This is a genomic window from Ferruginibacter sp. (assembly GCF_049840995.1).
Classification (GTDB): domain Bacteria; phylum Bacteroidota; class Bacteroidia; order Chitinophagales; family Chitinophagaceae; genus Ferruginibacter.
In genome coordinates this window covers 403,047-429,067 of the sequence record NZ_JASGIP010000004.1, presented here as the reverse complement: position 1 = coordinate 429,067, position 26,021 = coordinate 403,047, and the positions used below count along the sequence as shown (strand labels likewise).

Sequence of the window (26,021 nt, the reverse complement as noted above, 5' to 3'; positions counted from 1 at the left end):
GTCTTTGCGTGAAATTATTCGATTTAAACAGACCTTGCAATACCTAATTCCAATCCCCTCAATTCTGCAAGGCCACGCAATCTTCCTATTGCCGAATAACCGGGGTTTGTTTTTTTATTCAGATCATCCAGCATCTGGTGTCCATGATCGGGGCGCATGGGAATGGAAATTTTTCTCTGCTGCATCACTGCTACGATCTCTTTTACCACTGCATACATATCCACATCGCCTTCTAAATGGTTGGCTTCAAAAAAGTCTCCTTCACTATTGCGTTCTGTACTTCGTAAATGGATAAAATTTATTCTCGGTGCAAATTGTTGCACCATTGCAGGCAGGTCATTATCCGCCCTTACACCAAATGAACCGGTGCAAAAACAAAGACCGTTGTTAAGTGATGGTACTGCACTTATTAATGCTTCAATATCAGCAGCTGTGCTCACCACTCTTGGTAAACCCAAAATAGGATAAGGCGGATCATCCGGGTGGATCACCATCTTTACACCACATTCATCTGCCACAGGTATTACTTGTTGCAAAAAATAAATAAGGTGTTGTCTTAGCTTATCGGCATCAATGCCTGCGTAAGCATCCAGCGCCTGCTGAAATTGTTCCAGCGTAAAACTTTCCTCGCTGCCGGGCAGGCCTGCAATAATATTTTTCTGCAGCAATGTTTTTTCCTCTGCTGTCATGGCGTCGAAACGTGCCTTGGCTTTTTCAATCGCAGCAGCCGTATAATCCGTTTCCGCATTTTTTCTTTTCAGCATAAAAAGATCGAATGCAATAAAAGCCGCCTTTTCAAAACGCAGGGCCTTGCTGCTATCTTCAACAGTATAGCTGAGATCTGTCCTCGTCCAGTCAAGCACCGGCATGAAGTTATAGGTAACAATTTGGATTCCGCAGGCACTTAAGTTGCGGAGCGATTGTTTATAATTCTCAATATACTGTTCAAAATTGGCTGATTGTGTTTTGATGGCTTCGTGTACCGGCACACTTTCCACCACACTCCACACCATACCGGCTGCCTCAATTTGTTTTTTTCTTTTTTCAATTTCTTCTTTCGTCCATACCACACCGTTAGGTACATGGTGCAAAGCCGTCACTATTCCAGAACAACCTGCCTGGCGGATATCTGTTAAACTTACGGGATCGTTGGGACCATACCAGCGCATGGTTTGCTGCATACTAAACATAGGTTCTAAAAAGCTTGTATTTTATAATGATCATTTTTTTATTGCTTCCAGTTTGCCGGGAAAAGCCGATACACCCTCCACATTGAATAATTTCAGTGCATCTATGTTTTTACTCTCCAGGGCATAAGTAAAATAAGCCGGTTTATTATTGCCCCATTGCACGCTGCAGTTCCTTACACTGATGCTTAAGGCCGCATCAAAATAAAAACCCGCCGTGCTTCCTTTTACAAATCCTTCCACCGCACAGGGCCGCCTATCGTACACACCGCCTTCAATATTGGTTGTCTTGTCTATAAAAACATCCACATTATCAAAAACAATATTGGATAACTTATCATTGCTTTCGGCGCTAATATACACCCCATTTTCGCTGGTACATTTAATGTTGCTGAAAAAAATATTTTTTACCGCTCCCACCCTGCCTTCGGTGGCGCCTTTTGGAAAACGCCAGTTGGCATCTTTATGATTGCCGCTGGCACGGCGATATGCTGTAATATAGATGGGTTCTGCTTTTCCCCACCATACATCACTGAACAGATGCCCTTCAATGATCATGTTGGAGAATAATATATCGGTAACCACCCCTTCATCCCGGTTTTGGATGCCCACACCCCTGTTGCTTTTTTTAATGATGCAATTATCAAATATCACCTGCCTTATTGTATCCATATTCTCACTACCAATTTTAATAGCGCAGCTCCTGGAGGTCATAGTACAGTTAGTGACGGTGATATTTTCACACACACCAAATTCTTCATATTCCCGGCGGTTCTTTAAGCAGATGCAATCATCACCACTTTCGATATAGCAATTGCTGATACGTACATTTTTACTATGGTCCAGGTCGATACCATCGCTGTTGCGCACTTTTAAACTGTTGAGCAAAGTAATGCCGTTGATGGTAACATCATTGCAACCGATCAAATGCACCGTCCAGTAAGCGGAGTTGCCGATATGCACATCTTTGATGCGGATATTATGCCCCCCCGCAATTGTTAATACATGCGGCCTCGGATCTTTTATATTAAATGGTTTTAACACATACGAATCTTCCAGCTCGGCACCCATGAATGAAATGCCATTGCCATTTATCTCTCCCGTTCCGCTGATAGTAAGATTGGAAATATTTTCTGCGCCGATCCATATAGTTCCTTCGCCGGGATTATCCCTGAAGGCGCTTTTGATATATACTTTTTCATCAGGATTGGCTAATATTTTAGCACCGCCTTCCACAAAGAATTCAATATTAGACTTCAGGTTAAAAGGTCCGGTGATAAAAGTAAAAGGCGCCGGAATAAAAACAGTACCACCGGTTTTACTGCAGGCATCGATCGCTTTCTGAATGGCAACAGCATCATCTGTTTTACCATCCCCTTTAGCGCCAAAGTTTTTGATATTGTACACTTTTTGAGCATAAGATGCTGTGCAGAAAAACAGCATAAAGACACCCGCAATAAATATTGTACTTTTCATAATTCTTATTTAAACATCCCTGCTACCAGGGTATAGGTCTTGCCTTTTACAGTTTTAAAGGTCTGAACATAACCGATACCTGATTTTTTTGATACCGCGTTTGCACCCACTACCAGCACAGGTTGGTTTGTTCTTATAGTACAAAGGCCCCCCTCCCTGGATAACAAAGTAGCAACTTTTATTTTATTGTCACTCCAGGCAATGTCAACAACATAATTGCCTCTAGCCACCAATCCTTTTACCCTGCCTTCATTCCACACAGCAGGTAATGCCGGCAATAAAAATATTTCGCCACCCTGGCTTTGCAGCAGCATTTCCATTAAACCGGCAGCGCCTGCAAAATTGCCATCGATCTGGAAGGGCGGGTGTGCATCGAACATGTTGGGATAGGCTCCACCACCCTTGCTGTAATTGGTATTATTCTCTTTGGTAAGGCGCAACAGGTTCTTATACAGCAGGTGCGCATGATCTCCGTCCAGTAATCTCGCCCAGAAATTCACTTTCCATGCAAGGCTCCAGCCTGTTCCTTCATCGCCCCGTATCTCCAAACTACGTTTAGCCGCTGCTGATAGTTCCGGTGTTGTTACCGGCGAGATCAGGTTGGCAGGATACAAAGCATACAAATGCGATACGTGGCGGTGATGCGGATCAACATCCTCGTAATCCCTATACCATTCCTGCAATTGTCCTTTGCTTCCAATGGCAAAGGGATATAATTTTGCAGTGGTTTGTTTAATGGTATCAATGAAAGCCTGGTCAGTATTCAATGCCTTGGCCGCTTCCACCAGGTTACTGAAAAGATCACGGATGATGCCCATATCCATGGTGGTGGCCACCGAAAGGCCGGTCTTTTTGTTTTCGCCATAATAATAATCATTCTCCGGCGAGGTGGATGGGGCGGTCACGAGGTGGCCGCTGCTGTCCGGCACCAGCCAGTTCAACGTGAATTGTGCAGCGCCTTTCATTAGCGGATAAGCAGTGTCGCGTAAAAATTTTATGTTGCCAGTGTACAAATAATGTTCCCATAAATGGCGGCTGAGCCAGTTGGCGCCCATGGCCCAGTTGGCCCATTTAGGATCACCTTTGCCTATATTGCCTACCGGGTTACTCAGTGCCCATATATCCGAATTATGATGTGTGACCCAGCCATCAGCATTGTAAAACTCTTTCGCTATTCGTTTACCCGTAACTGATAGTTCTCTGATCAAACCGAACAGGGGCTGTGTGAATTCTGAAAGATTGGCCGCTTCTGCCGGCCAGTAATTCATCTGCACATTAATATTAGTAGTGTAGTTGGAACTCCAGGGCGCTCTTAATTCTTTGTTCCAGATACCCTGCAGGTTGGCAGGTACATTGGGCGTGCGGGAACTGCTGATGAGCAGGTAACGGCCATATTGATAATACAATGCCTCCAGCCCGGGATCTTCATTACCTTTATTGTATTCTTCCATTCTTTCATCCGTAGGCAGGTCTGTTCTGCTGCCCTTGCCATTATTCAGCAGCAATGATACCCGGTTGAAATATTGGTGAAAGTCACGGAGGTGTTCTGAATAAGTATCACGGTATTTTTTTGCAAGAGCGGCCTTTAAATAATTATCCACCAGCAAAATTTCATTCTTCCCATCCCTGTCCGGGCATTTATCGTAGCCGTTAAAACTGGTGGCAGCAGAAACATAAATAATCACCTCATTTGCATTGCGGATATGAATACCCGAAGTATCAGCAGTACTTGTTCCGCCTGTATTCTTTGCATTCACGGCCAGTGCAAAACGCATACCCCTGCAGCCAGCTGTATCATCCCATATCACCGGTTCTTTATTTTCCCTGTAATAATTAGGGTCGGCATGTGCCGGGGCTTTTCCCTTCATTAATATCCCGTTGCTGCCGTTCATCTCATTGTGAAAATGCAATATGCTGGATGCTTTTATATCAATACTGAGTTGCCCCATTTTACTGGCGGTTAATCTTACAATGATCACCTGCGATGGCGCCGAAACAAATATTTCTCTCTTATATTGTACATTATTTACCGTGAATACAGTGGTGGCAACTGCATCCTGTATGTTCAGGCTGCGCTGGTAAGCCGATACCGGCTGCCCGCCAAAATCCTGTTTTATCAGCAGGTCACCCAGCGGCATATAACTTTCTGAGTACAACCCCTGCATTTTTTTTACGAGGTTGTTTGCATTGGGATAGTCTCCTTTAAATAATGCTTCCCGCACTTTGGGTAAATATTGCGGTGCTTCGGGATTTACATGATCATATATTGGTCCGCCACTCCACAAAGTTGCTTCGTTCAGTTGCAGCAATTCTTCTTCCACCCTGCCGAATACCATGGCGCCCAGGCGGCCATTGCCCACGGGCAATGCTTCTGTCCACACCGCAGCAGGTTGTTTGTACCATAATTGATCGTCCTGTGCAAATACGATACACGGTAATAAACTAAGCAGCGTAAAAAATATTTTTTTTTTCATTGGTATCATACCACTGTTTTACCGGGGCCGTGCATTTATACCAGCGCCCCATAAAGTTGGCTTATCCTGCAAATATATTTCAAGCCTGCCACCATTTTGTATCATGGCATAATTAATAAAATTCTTATCATACACCCGGCCATTCCATTCTACTGCTTTGATATAGATGGAACCGGCTGATTGTTTGGTGCAGGCTATTTTAAATTGCTTTTTGTTACGCAGATTGATCGTGATGCTGTCAAATAAAGGCGTACATAAAATATAATCATTCGATACCGGGTTAACAGGATAAAAGCCCATCGCTGCAAATACATACCAGGCACTCATTTGCCCGGCATCATCATTGCCGCTCAGTCCACCGGGTCCATCGCTGTACTCTTCCTGCAAAATATTTTGTACTGCCCTTTGTGTTTTATAAGGCGCCGCTGTATAATTATACATAAAAGGTATTTGATGCCCGGGTTCATTGCCGTGCCAGTATTCTTTTTTTTCAAAAAGACTGTCCAGCGCCTGTTCCATTTTTTTGGCACCACCCATCAAATTTGCCAGTCCATTCACATCCTGCGGCACATAAAAACTGTACTGCCTTGGCGTGCCTTCGGTAATATAGCTTTCTCTTTTATCTGCATGAAAACTTTCGGTCCATGTACCATCGCTGTTTCTTCCGCGGACCATGCCAACATTTTTATCAAATAGCTTTTTATAGTTCTGCGAACGCTGCTGCAATATTTGCTGATCTTCTTTTTTATTCAACCCCCTTGCCACCACCGACAATGCATAATCATCAAATGCATATTCCAGGGTGCGGCTCACCTGTTCTTTTTTATGAAACGCATCCGGCACACTGTCTTCCATCGGTATAAAACCATATTTTAAATAGGATGTAAGCGCCCTTCTGCCCATACCGTTCCTGTATTCCTTAATATCCGCCGGTGTTTCAAAAGCATTTTTGCGCATCAGTTTATAAGCGGTATTAACATCATACTCTTTTATTCCTTTATTATACGCCGATGCAATGAACGCTGTTGTATGATCGCCGATCATGGCTGCCGTATAACTATTCCAACAGGGAAAAATGGGCAACCAACCGCCCTGCTCTCCTTTTAATACAACAGACTGCACTAATTGATTGGTCAATCCCGGATCAAGTATTTCCAGCAAAGGCAATTGCGCCCGGTAAATATCCCACATCGAAAAATCATCGTAATAATCCCCCTTCTTCATTTTCATTACTTCATAATTACCGGCAAATTTTGGATACGTTCCATCCACATCACTCATCAACCTCGGATGCTGCATAGCATGGTACATAGCAGTATAAAAAATTCTTTTATCTTTTTCGTTTTTAGTTGTTACCTCAATTTGCTGCAACGCATGCTCCCAGGCATTTTGAGCAGCTGTGTACACGGCATCAAAATTTTTATCTCCCACTTCCTGCAGTAAATTGTTTCTTGCTCCGGGTATACTGGTAAAAGAAGTGCCAACAGATAATTCCACTGCCTCACCTTTCTTTAAATAAAAACCTATGTACACACCGGCATTCTTTTTATCCGTTATGCTTTGTGTATTGATAATTGCAGCACCTTCATAGGCACCTGAAACCACTATTTTTTTATTGGTCCTGAAAAAAGCGCATCCATCAAAACCCGCTTTATTACCCCAGCCCTGGTAAATACGATGCACCGTATTGCTGGCAGTAATTGTATTGGCAGTGATGGTGGCCGTACAGGTTGCATAATCTGTGTTGGGAGTAACGAGTAAATACAAACTATCATCCTGCAACATAGTAAAGCGCATTATACCGCACCTTTCACTTGCAGTTACTTCTGTTATAACTGCCGGCAATTGTAATTTATAATATGCCGCTGTCGCAATTTCATCTGCATGTTTAAACGGCACACTGTAATCGCCAGCTGCTGTTCTTAACCTGCCCACTACAGGCATTACGGTAAAGCTGCCATAATCCTGTGTGCAGCTGCCGCTGATCCAATGTGTGGCTCGAATGCCGCTGAACAAACTGTCTTTATAAAAATAAGGCGGTATACATTTATTTTCGGTTTGCCGGGTCTGTGCTGTAAACTGCGTCATAGCAAATGGCACTGTGACCGCAGGGATCGTGTTTGCATTCTGTTCGCTGCCGGTCTCGCTGTGTTTTAATGCCGCGATGGTGGTAGAAGACGCGGTGCCGGATAATGGTTGTACATATTGCAGCAGGTTTTGTGCGTGCGATATTATACACACAGCAAACAGAATTGCTGACGCAATTATTTTTTTAATTTTACCAGCGCTGGTAATTCTATTGAGCTGTATCGGCGTCGCACTCTTAAACTTGATATCTTTACTGATCATTAATTATGTTTTACACCTGCACCAAACGTTCCTACGGAACGAAAAAAAAATATAAATATTTTTTCTACCCATGAAGCGTTCCTATGGAACGGATTGAAAGGAATGTTGCATACTATATTTACAATATTGCTATTGAACAGGTTCAACATCATGGTAGAAAATACCTGGTTTTACGGTATTGCCTGCTGCCGCTACTTTTGTTAGTTGCAGCTTCTTTACATCATTGAATAAAAATGCATTGCGAAATTCTTTACCGTTCATCTTCACCAAAATATTTTTCATGGTTAGCCCATTCACATGCCTTACATAAAAACCCCATACCGGCAATTCGCCAAACATCGAGAATTCAGGGTAATCCTTTTCAGCTTCGGTAATGATATGAAAAGAATCCAGCTGCATATAATTCACTGACCTGTCGGCAATGCTTGAATAATCAATTTCCACGTTTTCAATGCTTACATTCTCCACCACATGCCCCGGCAATCCTGTTATGGAAGAAGGAAATACATTGTGCCGGTAAATAATTGCCGTGCTATCCTTGCCGGAATGATTCCACGGTGAAACACTTTGTATCATACCACTAATAGGTTTATAGGTGGGAGGATATTTCAATAATGGCCCTTCCATATTATATCCTTTATCCGGTTTGCCCTCCGGCACCTGCACATATACATTTTTAATATGGATATTTTTTGCCGTACTGTATTGGTCGTCCTTATTACGATGTCCCAATCGTATGAAAATGGCACTGCCAGTATTGATCGCTTTTACATTCTTTACATCAATATCTTCTAAAAAAGCACCATCTACTGTTTCTATTGCAATAGCAGAGCGATAGGTATCATAAATATCCAGGTTGCGTACTTTAATATTCCTGAAGCCGCCCCTCGATCCTGTGCCGATCTTGAATGCATTGGCACTGCTGCGCAATTTACAATCGGCTATGTAAATATTTTCGCAACTATCGGTTATCTCTCCTTCCGATTTTAAACATATCGCATCATCTGCTGCATTGATATTGCAATTCGTGATATTTACATTTTTTGAATTGTTGATATCGATACCATCATTGTTCCAATACTCATTACTTAATACCGTTACCCGGTCTATAAGCAGTTTATTGCAGCGGCGATACTCCTGCACCCACGAGGCAGCATTCTTTATAGTGATACCGGTTATTTTTATATCATTGCATTCTATAAAAGTGATCAGCTTGGGACGGTTCTTTTCTTCCGGCATTTTTACCCTCCACTGCTTATCTTCAAAAGTTCCGTTGGCCAATTGCGGCAGCAGGTCTTTTACCACCTCATATCCCCTTCCGTCAATCGTACCTTTTCCTGTAATGGCAATGTTGCTTTGTCCCTTTGCAGTTATCAGCGCTTCAGCATTGCCCTTACCATAATCCTGCCGGTGGGTGCTGCCCAATAAAAATGCATCTTTTTGTAATTGTAATTCCACACCACTTTTTAAATGGATCGCACCAATAACAAATTTTCCTGCAGGTACAATTACTTTACCGTTTTTAACTTTAGCAGCTTCATCGATGGCGTTTTGCAAAGCCATGGTATTATCAGTGATGCTGTCCCCCTTTGCTCCAAACTGCAGTATATTAAATATCTTTTGTTGTGCCTGCATATTTAAGGCCACAGTCACTAAAACAATTAAACAATACATTCTTTTCATGCTATTCATTTACGGGTAGGCTGCTGCTATTACAGTCCTGTATTTTTTATACATTGCTTTTACTGTACCCGTAAGACCTGGTTTTGGATTTACAGGATAATCCTTTCCTGCATTTACCCATTGCCATTCCCATTTTTTTATTTGTTGCATAAAAGCCGTTTTATCCATTTCCCTTTTATTCTTTAATGCTTCTGTTGCTGCTATAAAGAACAGCTGCCACCGTGGTTTGTAAAAATCACTCAGCAAACCACTCCATTGCCTGCAGGCATATTCATTCAATGGGCAATTCTCATCGCCCCATAGTGTGATAAGGTCTTTTGCGTTCATTTCGTACAATGCTTTTTCCTTATCATCATGCCCGCATTTTCGTGCAGCGGCGATCCATGGTCCCAATAAAAAATCTTTCCGCGTAGCGAGCAGTTTGTCCACATCATCGATCAGTTCAATGAATTGTTTACTGTATTGCGAAAAAACTGTAGCATTTTTTTCATTGAACGCTTTTACAAATTTTTGTTGCAGCGGACTTGCATAATTCACCAGTACCTGGCGGGCAATATCCACCAAGTCATATTGAAATCCATCGCTGTTATTACATGCCGGCAAAGCCTTCATCATCGCATCCCATGCAGGCAGCAATTCTTTTGCATCATAGTTCAGCCGGGTATTGGCCCAGCGGCTGGATGAATCCATGGTAGGCCTTGCCTGTATGATGGATTCATTCCCATCCCGTTTATATTTTTCCTGCGGAACAGTGTATACCGTCTTTCTTAAAATATTCCATGCCTGCAATGCCTCTTTATTTTTAACGCCATAGCGGTTGAAAATATAACCGGGCAACCATTCATCCACATTTATTATTTCATCCCGCCAGGTATTATGTGTCATCAGTTCATACAGTACCGGGTTTTGTTCAATGCCTTCCATTGTTAACCCGATCCCTTTCATCTTCCCGCTCTTTGTATCCTGTAATGCTTTCGCAGGTTCTGTTGCAATAGTTTCCATTCTGCCAAACAGCGTGGTATTGCCGCCGAAATTGTGCAGCATATTCCATATCCAGGGTTTACCGTAAAAGGCCGCTGTCCGTTTCCATACCGGTTCTATTTCAGTGGCCAGGTCCAGCAATATCATTTTATTTTCGGGTACAGCTTCCAGTAATGCTTTTGTCTGCGGCTCTTTCCAGAATTTCCGGTCGCTGTAGAACAGCCAGCCCTGCATCACCCATACAGCCGCAGTATCTGCTGCGTGCATGCCATCATACACCCGGGCGCTCAGCTTGCCTAAAAAATCCGGATCGTCGCTGGGCGGTTCATTCTCGTTAAATGTATCAGCAGAATATAAATGATCGGTGCCTAGCAATTCGGTTTGCTTCTGCAAAAACTTTTTACCGATAGCTGCAAATAGCGGATCTTCCGAATCCAGTATGTAAGTATCTGCAAAACCATTGGTCCAGTTGGTGGTCTTTAATTTTGCAGCAGGAAATTTTCTTTTAAATGCTGCGGGTACATGCCCTGTAAATGCAGGCAATACGGGTTTCATACCCAATGCTCTTTGCCGCTGTACTATTTTTTGCTGCAATGCAAAATGATCTTTCATCCAGTTCAATGGCAATGGTCCACCCCAGCCATCTAAATTGCCCATCCAGAACCAGGAGAAATAAGATGGCCCGCAAAAGAAATCCTTCAGGTCATCATCTGTAAAACCCATTTCTTTATACACCAGGTACCAGGTATATTCTTCGCCGGTAATAGCCAGCGGCATATTGATACCGTGCAAAGCCATCCAGTCAATTTCTTTTTCCCATCTTGCCCAGTCCCACCAGCTCATGCTGTAATTAAAAGTGCAGTAATTCAGGTAGTAGCGATATTCATAAGGAGAGGTTTTGTGTACGGTTGTTTTTACTGCGGGTAATTTTGCAGGGAGATCCAGGTTGGTACCATTCCAGGTAATTTGCGCATGGCAGTATTCATTCAGGTAAAAGTATAATGCAGATGCAATCGCTACTCCGTCATTTCCCTTCAACACAATTTTATCATTGCGGCTTTCAATTTCAAAAACATCTTTTGCATCTTGCTGCCCCATAGGCTCAACAATAAATTGTGATGCATGCTTTGGAACAGTGCGCTGCAATAATGCTTTTGCAGCATTTATATCCAACTGTGCTGTTACCACAGTTGAAAAACTGAGTAGCAGCAAAAGACTTAAAAAATATTTATTCTTTTTTTTCATAAATGCTTTATCAAATTACCATGCATTTGTCGTTCTACCAGAATACGGTATACAATGCCGCTAATACCCCACAGATAATAACAGAACCCACAATAAAACCCGGTGTTACTTTAAACAATGAGGTATCCATTTCAATTGTATGCGTATCACCGGCAGGTTTGGGTTTTATTAAACTGATGGTGACCATTATGATCACTATTGCAAAAAAAGCAATGGTCATCCTGTCCAGGAAAGGGAAATCAGGAAAGGATCCGTTGGTCCATGAAGGAAGAAATTTTAATACGGTAGAGATCGGCACGGTTAACACTGCACCTGCAAGTCCTGCCGCAGTGGTAGTTTTTTTCCAGAACATCCCCAATAAGAAAATAGCGAGCACACCCGGTGAAAAGAACCCTGCATATTCCTGTATGAATTGATAAGCCTGGTCGAGCGACTTTAATGCCGGCGCCACTATTGCCGCTATGAGCATCGCAATTACAACCGCCCAGCGGCCGGTCAATACCAGTTTTCTTTCAGAAGCATTTTCATTGAAATATTTTTTATAGATATCCAATGAAAAAATGGTGGAGATGCTATTGGCCTTACCCGCCAGCGATGCAACAATAGCAGCTGTTAAGGCTGCAAATGCAACACCTTTTAATCCTGCAGGTAATAAATTCATTAAAGTGGGATAAGCATGATCCGGTTTGATCGTTCCAGCAGCATCCACCATTTCTTTCTGGAACATGCCATTGTGATGCATTACATACATAGCTATACCCGGCAGCACTGCTATTACCGGCACCAGCATTTTTAAGAATGCGGCAAACAAAATTCCTTTACGGGCTGTTTTAAGATCAGCGCCCAATGCTCGTTGCACAATATATTGATTGCAGCCCCAGTATGCCAGGTTATTGATCAGCATGCCCCCGATCAACACAGAAAGGCCGGGCAACTCTTTATAATGCGGACTGCTCTTATCAAAGATCATGTGAAAATGATCGGGTGCTTCTTTGCGCAAGATAGAAAGCCCTTTAAAAATATCTTTTCCAAATCCAAATTGTTCTGATAACAAGGTGAGTGCAAGATAAGTGGTAACCAACCCGCCAATAATGAGCACCAGCACCTGGAACACATCGGTATAACCGATCACCTTCATGCCACCCAGTGTTACGATCACAGAAAAAACGCTTAATCCTGCCACGCACCATTCAAAATCAATCGGTGCTATAGAAGAAATGGCCAATGCGCCGAGGTAAATGATGGAAGTAAGATTTACAAATACATATACCAGCAACCATATTACCGCCATTATCGTACTAACGGTACCGTTATACCGGGCCGCCAGGAACTGTGGCATGGTAAATATCTTATTCTTCAAATACATGGGAATGATGAATACTGCCACAATGATCAATGTTGCAGCAGCCATCCATTCGTAAGTGGAAATAGCCAGCCCCAGAGCAAACCCTGATCCACTCATACCAATAAAGTGCTCGGCAGATATATTGGAAGCGATCAGTGACGCCCCGATGGCCCACCATGTTAATGATCCTTCTGCAAGAAAAAAATCTTTGGAACTCGTCGCTGCTTTCTTCTTCCGTTTGTAAATGTAAATGCCGTAAAACGACACCAGGATAAAATAGATGAAGAAAACAATGTAGTCTGCTGTTTGTAATGTATTCATTCGTTTCTGTTTGCAATCGTTATACAGAGTACTGCAATAAATATGCAGGCCTCATATTTTCAAAAACCATTTTTTCCGGTACAAAAAATATAATATTGCCAGTTGTATGAGCGCTACACCGGTCCACAGCATTGCATCATGCCATACCTCCGGCAGTTTATCATACATTCCGCCAAATAAAAAAACGGAAGTGGCTTCAAAATTTACCAGCCCATGCGCCGCCATATAGATCAGGATAGAATTGCAGCCTATCCATACAAAAGGCATGCACCATTTTTTAAAGCCTATCACATCAATGACAAAATAGAATAGTGTAAATAATAAAATACTCCATCCGCCTGCAACCAAAACAAAAGAGCTGGTCCACATATTTTTATTTACAGGAAAAACAAAGCCCCATAGCCATCCCAGCAACAATATTGCTGCACCTGCCGCCAGCAGCCATACAGTTTTTCTTTTTGAAGTTAGTTGTTGCAGCCGCAGTAACTGTCCTGTAAAAATGCCCAGCATAGCAGTAGCGATCGCTGGTATCGTGGATAACAATCCTTCCGGATCGTATATTTTTCGGTGCAGCTTGCCTGGCAAAAATAACCGGTCGATATAGGCTTCCAGGTTTGCTTCGGGTGTTAATACACCTGCACCATAACCGGGTACGGGTATCAGTATCATGGCAGCCCAATAGCCCAGTAATATAGCTGCAAACCAAATGATCTGTGAGCGCAATGAACAATTCAAATAGATAATGGCGGCAAAAAAGCAGCTTAATGCAATTCTTCCAAGTACGCTTGCGATCCTTGTATTTTCATATCCCTGCCATTTGAACAAACCATTCACCACCATACCCAAAAAGATCAAAATAAGGGTTCGTTTTATTAATGACCGGTAGATATTTTTCTTTGGGCTGTTATTTTGCGTATATCCTGTATCGTTACTATTGTATTTTTCTTTGCCAAAAGAAAATGGCATAGAAATACCTGCTATAAAAATGAATAAAGGAAAAATGAGATCATAGAATGTAAAGCCATTCCAGGGGCTGTGGTGGAGCTGATTGCTGATACCTACCGAAATGCGTTCCCCCAAATTTAAAGTGTTATCAGTTGCTATCTGCCAGTTAGCTGGATCGCGGTACAACTGATGTTTTGTTTGAACTACGTTTGCCAGGCCATGAAAAATACCTTCGCCGCTGATGATCCAGAACATATCGAAGCCACGCAATGCATCCAGTGAAAGCAGCCTTGCTTTTGCAGGTTTAATAGTATCGTTTTGCTGCTCCATCATTAACTGAACACCAGTTTATGGTTGAAGGGAGTGGTGCCGGTGATGTACACATACATGCCCTTGGTCTTTAAATTACCAAAATGCGTGCTGTATCTTTCCCCTTCCAAATTGGTGACGTTTTTATGTGTTACATTACCCGGACCAAATGTGATCGTATCACCGCCCGATTCATATTTGCCTGTACCGGTTTCTAAAAAATTATTTCCCTCGGCATTGGTGATAACACCTGTGAGTGTGCCGCCTTCGGCAAAACAAAGTTCAATTGTTACGGGTACACCGTTCAGCCCTGTTATGCTGAATTCCAGTTCGTTGGTATCATTCGCCTGCGAAAAGCTGATAGTGGTGTCCAGTGTTTTTACATTACTTACCGGCCTGTCTGCAAAATCCATTTTATTCCAGAAACGGTCATCAATGCTGGGCGACAGTTTATAATCGCCGTCAACTTTTCTTTTATTTTTTGGCAATGGCTGGTAATAAGGAACAGCTATTTTTTTATGCAGTATATACTTACCGCTCGTTTTTTTAATGCCTTCACTGTAAAAATATCCCATACTGAAAAAGCCGGATGATAAACGCAGGTATTTTAAAATGGCATTCCCCTTCCGGTAAGAAAAAAAGTTGGGGCTGTTGCTCCTGCCCGACGCAATAATGATGGGCCAGTCGATGCCGCCAAATAAAGTAGTGGTATTGTTCCCTTTTCTTACCCGTAACAATTGCGAGGTTGTAAAGAATTTTTCGTAGTGTTCCTCCAGTGGTGCAGGCGCAGGTAATTGCTGCTGCAACAATTCATTTTCTAAAAAATAACATAAAGAACGATTGACAATATCCTCCTCAAATCCTTTCATTTGCTCGATCAGTTTTGCAATAGCGGCAAAATTCTTATCATTATCGTGTATGGCTAGGTAGCGGTAATAGGGATAATAAGAGTTCACCGTTTTACCAATATATTGATCCTGCCTGCGGGAATCGGTGGTAACCAACTCGCCATTGGGCTCTAAATAATAATAAGTGGATGCTAAATTCTTTCTTACGTAATTGAACAATGCAGGTTGATGTAATAAGCGGCCCATGGTGAGCAAAGAATTATTTTCCACGCCTCCGTACAAACGGCTTCTTTCAGGGTAATGCCCATCTGCATCCATAAAAATGCCTTCTCCTAACCAGTCGTTTATCCTGTTGGTATATTTTTTTGCAGGGTATAATGCATTCACTCTTGCCAATGCAGCGCAAACCACCCACCGGTGATTGGGCGTGTGTACGCCACCGGTAGTAATTGCTTCGGCTGCTTTTACTATAAATTTCTTCAGCCTTTCCTGTATAGTCGCTGTTGCCCCGGTATTATCTTTTAACAGCAGGCCTGCTGCGATGGTAAGCGGTTCCAGTAAAAATGCGGTATCGGGCGGTGATTCCAGGTTACCGATATTGACCGTACCATCTTCTGTCTGGTATTTTTCCAGTCCGTCTACAATTACCCGCAGCTTGGGGATTATTTGTGCGCTTTGATAATATTGGGATGCAGTATAACAATACGATGCACTAAGACATGCAAGATCCGAACCGGCCCTTCTGCCAAAATTAAAATTTTCAGCTGTTACCGATTGCAGCAATGCAGCCACCTGTTTATCATTCACAATTACCAGCCTTTGCATCATGGCCGTATCCTGCTCCGGCATAGACACTCGGGCAAACAGTTTACTGCCCAATGGCGCCAGCATTGCCAATGCGTTCATTTTAATAAAAGCATCCCGTTTAATTTTTTTCATCAGCAAGAAATAATTGTCCGCTATTTGGTAATAGTGGTACTGTAAATTATTTTACCTGTGTAATCGAGCGTATATGCAATAAGCGTTTTACCGGTAACTGAAAAAACCATGAAGCCATATTCTGATGCAGCCATCTCGCTCTCAGGCACCAGTTTGGCAGCCGTTTTTTCGGATGCAGCGCCGGAAATAAAATGCTGCATCTTTCCACTCACTAAATGCTGTAAACTATGTTCATGCCCTGCTAAAAAAACATCTACTTTATATTTATCAAACAAAGGTTTTAATGAATTGCGAATAGCTTTTGTATCATAGCCTTCGTACCTGCTGCCCCCGGTATACATGGGATGATGCCCCACCACGATCTTCCATTTTATGTTCGGCGAAGCATTGCTTAATTCTTTGGCGATCCATTTTTTTTGTTTGCTGCTGTCGGCCACTTTTACATTGGGGCCATACTCCACATTGGAATAATATTCCGGTATCAATGGATTGGTATCGATGAATAAGATCAGGATCTTGCTGGCCGTATCACCCGGTACCGGGATGATCTTTGAATAATAGCGTGCAGGCATTTTCCAGCGGCGGCTTATTTTGCTGTAAGCGATCTCTGCATCAGGATTGGTTTTATAATCATGATTACCCAATACAGGATACCAGTCCCATTGCAATGAAAACGCTGTATAAATATCTTCGAAGGAATAGCGGAACAATGGATCCCATTCACTCACCACTCCACTGGGATAAAAATTATCCCCCGTGGCAACAATGAACTGCGCTTTAATTTCCGAAGCCGTCTTGCCCATTTGATCGGCCACCTGCTTTTGGTGATCGGCACCGTTGCGGCCCCAATCCCCCATAGCAATAAAATTCAATCCACCGGGGGCCAATGTTAATTTTTCCGGCGCAACATAATGAGCACTGTTTTTAATATGAACCTGCGCATTAATTTTTGTAAAAAATAAACATGCAATAACAAGACTGAAAATAAGTAGGCGTTTCATACTGTATATTTTCTACAATTTAAATTTAAAACCCGAAGTAAAATACTCCGGGCTTTAATATGCTATTATGAAAAGAGACTAATTATAACCGGGGTTTTGCACCAGGTTAGGGTTAGATGCCATCGCAGTGGTTGGTATCGGGAAGATCCTCCTGTAAGTGTCCGTATTGGTTTTGCTTAAACCATAAGCATTTTCGTATTTACCAAAGCGGATCATATCATTCCTGTGCCATGTTTCCCATGCAAATTCGCGGCAACGTTCTGCATAAATATCATCCAGTGTTACGGATGATAATGCAGCAGATGTGGTGCGGTTGTTCCTTACTGCATTCACCAGCGAAAGTGCAGTAGCGCCCAATGTGGCAGTGCCGCCTCTTTGTATGGCTTCGGCTTTCATTAATATAATATCGGAATATCGGAAAAGCGGGCAATCATTATTCTGGTTCCTGCTGATAGCATTGGAATAATCAGCTAAAAATTTAATGTTCCTTACACCGGTGTTCCATGCAATTTCATCTGCACCCAGGTCAAAAGAACCTGCTGCCAGCCTTGATGGTGCCAATGGTGTAAGATTCAACTGGTAGGTATAAGCTGCGCTTGGGCTTGCACCTGCATAAAACTGGTCGTAACCTTTATTGGTGGTACTTACCATGATAGGTGCTCCATCCTGCCAGTATTGCAAACCGGACAACCATTGTTTGTTCCTGATATCATTTGCATCATTAAAGTAGGCGTAATATTCGTTGGTGGTACACCTTGGTCCGCTTGGTTTATTATTCACCAATCCATTACCTGAATTAAGATTCATAACAGGATTCTGTAAAAGCACCGGGAGTAGAACCGGAATATAAATAACGGATACCTAAATTCCTGTTCAGGTCATAACGTGCATAGAACATATAACCGTTGGATGTAGCAGGATCAAATGGCACCGCGAAAATAAATTCTTTCATAGATGGTCCATTGGTTGGATAGAACATCTGTAAGTAAGTAGCCCTTGGTTCTATTGCATACAGTCCGCTGTTGATCACGCTGTCACAAGCTGCAATACAATCGTTATTCCTTTGTGTACCGGTATATACTTCTGCATTCAGGTACAATTTTGCGAGCAAAGAAAAAGCAAGGTATTTTGTAGGCAGGCCGTAAGTGGCTGTACCGGCTGTTGCTTTTAAATAAGGGATAGATGCTTTCAATTCGCTTTCTATAAAAGTAAATACCTGTAACCTTGTAGCATTTTTATTTAACACCGTGCTGCCATAAGCAGTATCAAGCGGCACATTACCGTACATATCCAGCATCATCCAGTAAGCCAATGCACGCATGGTTTTTAATTCGGCGATACCGGTATTTTTAGAATCGCTTGGAGGCGCTGTACTGTTTACAATTGAAATAGTTTGATTGGCAGTACCGATCATATTGGCGCAATATGAATAGCAGGAGTTTACCCATGCATTATCTTTTGTCCAGGTATGACGGTGCAGTTCCAGGTATTTATTACCATCGATCCAGTCCGGACCATAAGTAGGCAATACCGCTTCATCACTGGCGCAGCTTTGTGTAAACCAGTAGTCTACAGCAAAAGCGCTTCGTAAGCTTACATATACCGGACCCGACGCAGAAGTAAGCTGGGCCGCAGTTTGCGGATAAGTGTCAGGCGTAAGTTCCGCCTTTACTGCCACGTCTATTTTATGACAGGAGGCAAATACTCCCGCCATTATAAAAGAGGCTGTTAAAAGTTTGATTATATTTTTCATTATATAAAATTTAAAAGATAATTAGAATGATACATTTGCGCCCAATAAGAATGTACGTGTTTTTGGATAAAAATTGTTGTAATCAATACCGGGAGACACACCACCCTGGTTAATTTCAGGATCGATGCCCTTGTATTTTGTAATAGTGAACAGGTTGTTTACAGATGTATATATCCTGATCGTTTTTACATATTTACCATCACCTTTTAAGTTATAACCTAATGTTGCATTGTCTAAACGTACATAGTTGCCGCTCTCGATATACCTGTTGGAATAGAAAGAGTTCTTTGTATCGGTGATCTTATCGCTATTGGCGCTGTTGAGAATATTATTCTGCGTAGCACCCACTACCTGCGACAGATCAGCTCTCGTGGCGTTGAACAATTTACTTCCGAACGACCCACGAAGGAATATATTCAGATCGAATTGTTTGTACCGGAATGTATTGCTCCAGCCTGCCAGTAATTTTGGCTGCGGATCGCCGAGGTACCAGTAATCTGTACCGATCAAAGGATTTGCAGTACCAGTAGTTATTGTTCCATCTCTTTTATAGAATTGAGACATACCATTTGCATCTTTACCTGCATAGTTCAATGTAAAATACTGGCCCAGTGGTTTACCTACTTTCAACAATTGTAAAGTACTGTTGGTTTGTCCACCACCTTCAGGATCAGAATAACGTACAGAATCACCATTGCTGTACGGCCCTTGCAGGCTGGTGATCTCATTTTTGTTATGTGCAAGGTTCAGTGATGAATTCCAGGTGAGTTTTGAAGTATTAATGATGGTACCATTCAGGCTCAGTTCAATACCTTTATTGCTGATACTGCCACCATTTGCCCATATCCTTCCACCAGGTACCAGTGAAGCGGAAACACTGTATTGGAACAACATGTCAGAAGTTTTTTTATCGTACACATCAACCGAACCACTCAACCTGCCTTTCAGCACAGCAAAATCCAAACCGATATTAGTAGTGCTTGTTTTTTCCCATCTCAGGTCGGGGTTAGAACCTTGTACCGGCGCATAAGCTGCAGCCTGCACACCATTATTATAATAAGTACCGGTAATGCCATACACCAGTTTTGCTGTGTAAGCGCCGATACCATTGGAGTTACCTGCAACACCATAGCTGGCACGCAGTTTCAGATCGCTGAATATTTTTTGATCTTCCATAAAAGCTTCCTGGGTGATCCTCCATGCAGCGCCTACAGAAGGAAAGTATCCCCAGTGATTGTTATCACCGAAAACTGAGCTACCGTCCCTGCGGACAGATCCCTGCAATAAATATTTGTCTTTATAATTATAATTCAACCGGAAGAAATCAGAGATCAGTTTTGTTTCTCCATAAGTAAGGTCATTACCCAGGTTGATCCTGTAAGAAGGAATAGCATAAGGATTGCCCAATACCAAATTGTAATAACCTAAATTATCCGCAGGAAAGTTGGTGCTGGAAGTCTGGAATCCATCACCATACACATTATCCTGCCATGAGTAACCTACCACAGCATTGATAGTATGGTTCTGTATCTTCTTGTTCCAGGTCAAATAAGATTCCACCGTTTTAGTAGTATTGCTGAAGGTGCTGCGCAATGCAGAACCATTGCTGCCGAATAAGCTTCCGATCAGCGTGTGTGCTATACCGATACCCGGATCAGGGTTATTATAAAAGTTGGATGTTGGATATTTTGAATAATAGCTGCTGTAGAATTCACCATGCAGCGAAGTTGATTTTTGATAGAACAGGTTGGTGTTGTACTGCAGGTTGAACGGCAGTTTCACTTCCATGGTAAATGCACCGATCAGTGTATTGTATTTTGTTTGGTCCTGCGCATTATCAACTATAGCTACCGGATTAAAATATCCTGTAGCACTCAGGTTTTCAAAATAAGTACCATCGGTATTTTTTACAGGAGAAATTGGTAAATGTTTTGCAGCCTGCAGCAACACGATGTTCTGCAAAGGCATATAGTTGGCATTGCTGCTGGAGTTGGCAACATTAAAACCAAATTTTACTTTATCATTCAATGCCATTTGCTCAAAACTCACACGGGCATTCACTCTTTTTAAATTACTGCTGATCAAGATACCATCTTTATCCAGGTAGTTCAGGCTGGCACTGTAAGTGCTGTGCTCGCCACCACCGCTAAAGGAGATATTGTGATTTTGTGATACAGCTGAACTTTTTTCAATCGCTTCCTGCCAATCGGTATTGGCGCCAAGATCGTTCAGCGGAGAGAAGGAACCACCATTGCCCGTTACATAAGCCCTTAACTGGCTGGCATCCATCAGGTCTAATTTATTACTTACTTTTTCTACGCCTACATAACCATTATAAGTAACGGAACTTTGCCCTTTCCTTCCTCTTTTGGTAGTTACCATAATAACACCGCTCGATGCCCTGTTACCATAAATGGCCGTAGCAGCAGCATCTTTCAATACATCAATGGAAGCAATATCATCAGGTGCAATGGCAGCAATATCCGCACCGGGCACACCATCAATTACATAGAAAGGAGCGCCGGGACTGTTTACCGTACTTGCACCTCTCATTATTACAGCAGCAGGTTTGTTAGGGTCACCACTTGCAGTAATGTTAAGGCCGGGTACTTTACCCTGTAATAGTTGCCCGATATCACCAATAGCACCTTTGTTCAGGTCTTCGGGTTTAATAGTAGTAATGGAACTGGATAATGTTTTACGGGAACCTTTACCGTATCCCACCACCACAACGTCGGTAAGAATGGTTTGTTTTTCGGTTAACATCACTTCATAACTGTTAGCCGTACCCACTCTTATTTCCGTGGTCTCAAAATTTACAGCAGAAAAAACCAGCGTGGCGCCGGGAGTAACATTAATGGTGAACGATCCGTTAGCAGCGGTCGCAACACCGGTCTTACTTCCTTTAACCACCACGGTTGCATTAGCAACAGGCGCTCCTTTGGCATCTTTTACAATACCGGAGATCGTCCTGTTCTGCGCTATTGCACAAAATGGCAGTACAAACAAAAGCAGTAACATAGCAATCCTGCTTTTTCGGAATTTTTTGAAAGGCAATCGCATAATTGGTTGTTTTGGTTTTTATTTTTAATGGTCAGTACTCAAATGCTTTTAGAATTTTAAAGTAGTGGGTAAATATTTTGCCACCAGCTGCTGGTAATAAGGTTTCAACTCTTCCCAGTTGGGTGGTGTGGGATTTTTTGAATAGAGGTCATAAGGATTAAAAAGGCTTACCCATTTCAGCATTTCTTTATCATGGTCGTCCAGTAAATGACTGTACTCGCCTTCGCGGTGCCAGCTGTAAAAAGAATGGTAGCGCAGCATGTATAATCCTTCTTCAGGCAAATGATCTTTCATCATCTGGTATACATATTCATCATGACCCCAGCTCATAGTAACATTACGCAGTCCGCAGTTGGGTTCGTAAACACCATATTTAGTGTTATACTTTTCGTTGTTATAATCAGGATTGTTCTTAAAGAATTCAGGATAAACGATCTTGTCGGAATAAGCGCATCCTACAGGGAAAGTATCACCCACCACTGCCCATTGCGGTTCATCAAAAAGGCACAATACTTTTCCCATATCATGCATCAGGCCTACCATCACCATCCAGTCGGGATGCCCATCTCTTCTTATAGCTTCAGAGGTTTGTAATAAGTGCTGGAACTGGTCCAGGTCCGTATCAGGATCGGAATCATCCACCAGCTGATTCAAAAACTGGAAGGCATCCCAAACCGGCATTTCTTTTTTATTGAACTGTAAAAAATTTTCTCTTTTTTCTTTTACAAAATCAAAGGTTTGATACGTATGATTCAAACGATAAAATTCCTTTACCGTATCCCTGGCAGGGGCTTCATAGTTCCTGTACGCCTCGGTTGATTTGTCTTTTGCAATAGCGTTGGGGTCAGGATAACGTTCTAAAACGTCCTCTTCCCATTCGTCTAAACTGTGCAGGGGATTTGCTTCGCCGGGAAGCAATTGATTAGCTGTGGAAGCCATATAGTGCAATAGTTTTTAGTGATTGATCTGGAAACCGCAACACTAAATTGAGGTTTAAAAAGGTAGAAATGATGCATTTAACTTTATTTATTTACGCAACCGTTTTCGCTTTTTTACTGAAAAAATGGTGTAGCTTACAATCAAATTAACACGCTGCTGCCGCTCAAAAAATGGATAAACTCACTATTAAAACCTTAGCTAAGGAATTACAACTTTCTGTCTCTACTATATCAAAAGCGTTAAGGGACAGTCATGAGATCAGTGCCGAAACAAAACGGAAAGTACTGGCACTGGCAGAACAGTTGAACTATACGCCCAATCCTTATGCCAGCAGCCTGCGCAAAAGAAAAAGCAAGACCATCGGCGTGGTGATACCGGAAGTAGTGAACAGTTTTTTTTCACAGGCCATCAATGGTATTGAATCGGTGGCCAAGGAAAAAGGCTATCATGTACTAATATATCTTACACACGAGGATTTTGAAAATGAAAAAGCCATTTTAAAAGACTTTGAAAGCGGCCGTGTGGATGGTGTGCTGATGTCGGTATCAAGATCGAGCACTGAAAGCGATCATATCAGCGAACTGATCAATAAAGAAGTACCGGTGATCTTTTTCGACCGGGTGTTCAATGAAATTGATACGGTAAAAATAACCACCAACGATTTTGAAAGCGCCTATGCTGCAGCCCAACATTTAATAGCAGGTGGTTGTAAAAATCCCGCCTTCCTTGCTATCGATGGCAATCTCGATATCATTAATTGCCGCATGGAAGGATTTAAAAAAGCATTGTCAGAACATGATATACCATTCGATGCTGCATCGGTGATCAGCTGCACTACCAACGGGGATCATAATTATAATACACTGCTTAAAAAATTACAGTCGGCAAAAAAACCTGACGGCATTTTATGTTCCATCGAAAACCTGTCCATCATCATCTATAAAGTGTGCGAGGACCTGCAGATAAAAATACCGGAAGCATTGCAGATCATCAGCTTCTCCAACCTGGATACGGCATCTTTTTTAAATCCACCACTCACCACTATTACACAACCAGCGTACGAAATTGGTAAGACCGCTGCAGCCACTTTGGTGAAAGCACTGGAAAAAAAGAGTTACACCATCACCAACGAACGCATCGTGATACCTTCGGTACTCACCGTTAGAAAGTCCACAAAAAATTAAATGCTCATTTATGAAAGATAAAATAATAGCAGTTGCATTGCTGGCGCAAAGTTTTTCGGTACAAGCGCAAAACAATGCAGAAAAGATAGAGTTCGTAAATTTTTCCAAAGTAAATATCACAGATAATTTCTGGAAGCCCAAGATCGATAAAGTGGCGGTAGTGACCATCCCGGTATGTATCGATCAGACAGAAGTAAAAACGCCCCGCATCCGCAATTTTGAAAAAGTGGCCCGCAACAAAGGCGAAAAGCATGAAGGCATTTTTTATGATGACAGCGATGTGTACAAAGCGCTTGAAGCAATTGCTTATTCATTAAAAACACATCCTAATAAAACACTGGAAGCAAAAGCAGATGAATGGATCGATAAGATAGCAGCAGCACAGCAGCCGGATGGTTATTTAAATACCATGTACACATTGAACGAACCGCAGAACCGCTACACCGATATGAGCATGCACGAAGATTATAACTGCGGCCACATGATAGAAGCGGCTACTGCATATTATAATGTAACCGGCAAAAGAAAATTACTGGACGTGGCTATAAAATGGGCCAATCATTTCAACAGTTTATTCGGCCCCGGTAAAAGAGATTGGGTAACAGGCCACCAGGAACTGGAACTGGCGCTGGTAAAATTATTTAAAGCAACACACGATTCCACTTATGTAAAATTATCCGACTGGTTATTGAGCGAACGCGGACATAAACTGGCCAAAGGATATACCTGGACCGACTGGAAAGACACTGCCTATGCACAGGATGTGGTACCGGTAAAAGAACAAAAAGAAATAACAGGCCATGCAGTACGTGCCATGTATATGTATACCGGCGCAGCCGATGTAGCGGAAATAACCGGCGACAAAGGTTATATGAACGCTATGAAAACAGTATGGGAAGATGTGGTGTACCGTAATATGTATATCACCGGCGGTATCGGCAGCAGTGGCGGCAATGAAGGCTTCAGCACCGATTACGATCTGCCGAATGAAAATGCTTATTGTGAGACCTGTGCCAGCGTGGGCATGGTGTTCTGGAACCAGCGCATGAATGCACTCACCGGCGAAAGCATGTATATAGATGTGCTGGAAAAAAGTTTGTACAACGGTGCACTGGATGGACTCTCGCTGGATGGCACCCGCTTTTTTTATGGCAACCCTTTAGCATCTAACGGCAGGCATACACGAAGAGAATGGTTCGGTACCGCCTGTTGCCCGGCCAACATTGCAAGGCTCATCGCATCACTGGGCAATTATATTTATGCGCAAAGCAGTGATGGGGTGTGGATCAATTTATTTGTAGGCAGCAATACCAGCATTGATCTTGCAAAAGGCAGTATTGGTTTAAATATGCAGACCAACTACCCCATGGATGGCAACGTAAAAATAAATGTGACCACTGCAAAAAAAATAAAGTACAGCATGCACATCCGCATACCGGGTTATATCAATGGCATTGCAGTGCCGGGCAACCTGTACAATTTTGTGGAGCCGGATAATATTATTGCTCCTTACACACTTACCGTAAATGGTGTAAGTGTACCTTATAAAACAGAAAAAGGTTATGCCATCATTGAAAGAGAGTGGAAGAACAACGATGTTGTGGAATTCAACATTCCTTTAACCGTTAAAAAAATACTCGCCCGCAACGAATTAAAACAGGACAATGACCGTATGGCATTGCAGCGTGGGCCGTTGATCTATTGCTTTGAAGGCGCTGATAATAATGGTAAGGCCTGGAACATGCTGCTGCCCGCCAATGCGGAATTTACTACGCAAAATTTTACCGTTAAAGATGAAAATGTAATTGCATTAGTTAGTAATTTGCCGGTTGTAAATATAAGCGCAGACGGCGCTTCTGTAAATACAGGTGTACAGCAGGTAAAAGCAATTCCTTATTATACCTGGTGCAACCGTGGCAGTAACCCCATGCAGGTTTGGTTGCCCACAAAAATTAAGGATATAAAAATTAATAATTGAT

Annotated in this window: 16 protein-coding genes; 2 read left to right on the top strand and 14 right to left on the bottom strand. The window is 42.4% G+C overall.

What is annotated here, in order from left to right; genetic code table 11:
* Positions 1 to 23: 23 nt before the first annotated feature.
* The 14 genes from uxuA to QM738_RS12565 all read right to left on the bottom strand — a co-directional run bounded on the left by uxuA (position 24) and on the right by QM738_RS12565 (position 22,858).
* Positions 24 to 1,190 carry a mannonate dehydratase gene (uxuA, locus tag QM738_RS12630; RefSeq protein WP_462277086.1) on the bottom strand — a complete coding sequence of 389 codons (1,167 nt, stop codon included), beginning with the start codon at positions 1,188 to 1,190 and terminating at the stop codon, positions 24 to 26.
* A gap of 30 nt (positions 1,191 to 1,220) precedes the next feature.
* Positions 1,221 to 2,663, bottom strand: coding sequence for a glycoside hydrolase family 28 protein (locus tag QM738_RS12625; RefSeq protein WP_462277085.1), 1,443 nt, complete (start codon positions 2,661 to 2,663; stop codon positions 1,221 to 1,223).
* A gap of 5 nt (positions 2,664 to 2,668) precedes the next feature.
* Positions 2,669 to 5,137 carry a glycoside hydrolase family 95 protein gene (locus QM738_RS12620; RefSeq protein WP_462277084.1) on the bottom strand — a complete coding sequence of 823 codons (2,469 nt, stop codon included), beginning with the start codon at positions 5,135 to 5,137 and terminating at the stop codon, positions 2,669 to 2,671.
* 18 nt (positions 5,138 to 5,155) lie between these two features.
* Positions 5,156 to 7,486: a GH92 family glycosyl hydrolase gene (locus QM738_RS12615; protein ID WP_462277083.1), complete on the bottom strand. Its 2,331-nt coding sequence runs from the start codon at positions 7,484 to 7,486 to the stop codon at positions 5,156 to 5,158.
* A 129-nt stretch (positions 7,487 to 7,615) separates the two neighbouring features.
* Positions 7,616 to 9,169 (bottom strand): glycoside hydrolase family 28 protein, encoded by a 1,554-nt coding sequence (locus QM738_RS12610; protein WP_462277082.1) that lies wholly within the window; start codon positions 9,167 to 9,169, stop codon positions 7,616 to 7,618.
* Between the two features lie 9 nt (positions 9,170 to 9,178).
* Positions 9,179 to 11,395 carry an alpha-N-acetylglucosaminidase gene (locus tag QM738_RS12605; RefSeq protein WP_462277081.1) on the bottom strand — a complete coding sequence of 739 codons (2,217 nt, stop codon included), beginning with the start codon at positions 11,393 to 11,395 and terminating at the stop codon, positions 9,179 to 9,181.
* Between the two features lie 34 nt (positions 11,396 to 11,429).
* Positions 11,430 to 13,061 carry a sodium/sugar symporter gene (locus QM738_RS12600; protein WP_462277080.1) on the bottom strand — a complete coding sequence of 544 codons (1,632 nt, stop codon included), beginning with the start codon at positions 13,059 to 13,061 and terminating at the stop codon, positions 11,430 to 11,432.
* A gap of 51 nt (positions 13,062 to 13,112) precedes the next feature.
* A complete protein-coding gene (locus tag QM738_RS12595) occupies positions 13,113 to 14,339 on the bottom strand; it encodes an acyltransferase family protein (RefSeq protein WP_462277079.1) in 1,227 nt (408 codons plus the stop codon).
* Positions 14,339 to 16,102, bottom strand: coding sequence for a hypothetical protein (locus QM738_RS12590; RefSeq protein WP_462277078.1), 1,764 nt, complete (start codon positions 16,100 to 16,102; stop codon positions 14,339 to 14,341). The genes QM738_RS12595 and QM738_RS12590 overlap by 1 nt, the downstream gene beginning before the upstream one ends.
* Positions 16,103 to 16,122: 20 nt before the next feature.
* Entirely contained in the window at positions 16,123 to 17,103 is a 981-nt protein-coding gene (locus QM738_RS12585) for a purple acid phosphatase family protein (RefSeq protein ID WP_462277077.1), read from the bottom strand.
* A gap of 78 nt (positions 17,104 to 17,181) precedes the next feature.
* Positions 17,182 to 17,910, bottom strand: a complete 729-nt coding sequence (locus tag QM738_RS12580; RefSeq protein WP_462277076.1) for a RagB/SusD family nutrient uptake outer membrane protein — start codon at positions 17,908 to 17,910, stop codon at positions 17,182 to 17,184.
* On the bottom strand, positions 17,900 to 18,856 hold the full coding sequence (locus QM738_RS12575) for a RagB/SusD family nutrient uptake outer membrane protein (protein WP_462277075.1): 957 nt from the start codon (positions 18,854 to 18,856) through the stop codon (positions 17,900 to 17,902). The genes QM738_RS12580 and QM738_RS12575 overlap by 11 nt, the downstream gene beginning before the upstream one ends.
* A 21-nt stretch (positions 18,857 to 18,877) precedes the next feature.
* Positions 18,878 to 21,877, bottom strand: a complete 3,000-nt coding sequence (locus QM738_RS12570) for a SusC/RagA family TonB-linked outer membrane protein (RefSeq protein WP_462277074.1) — start codon at positions 21,875 to 21,877, stop codon at positions 18,878 to 18,880.
* A gap of 90 nt (positions 21,878 to 21,967) precedes the next feature.
* Entirely contained in the window at positions 21,968 to 22,858 is an 891-nt protein-coding gene (locus tag QM738_RS12565; protein WP_462277073.1) for an inositol oxygenase family protein, read from the bottom strand.
* Positions 22,859 to 23,028: 170 nt separating this feature from the next.
* Here QM738_RS12565 and QM738_RS12560 point away from each other — a divergent pair, with 170 nt between their 5' ends.
* Together QM738_RS12560 and QM738_RS12555 are read left to right on the top strand one after the other, a co-directional pair.
* Positions 23,029 to 24,042 carry a LacI family DNA-binding transcriptional regulator gene (locus tag QM738_RS12560; RefSeq protein WP_462277072.1) on the top strand — a complete coding sequence of 338 codons (1,014 nt, stop codon included), beginning with the start codon at positions 23,029 to 23,031 and terminating at the stop codon, positions 24,040 to 24,042.
* A 10-nt stretch (positions 24,043 to 24,052) separates the two neighbouring features.
* Positions 24,053 to 26,020: a glycoside hydrolase family 127 protein gene (locus tag QM738_RS12555; RefSeq protein ID WP_462277071.1), complete on the top strand. Its 1,968-nt coding sequence runs from the start codon at positions 24,053 to 24,055 to the stop codon at positions 26,018 to 26,020.
* Position 26,021: the final 1 nt, after the last annotated feature.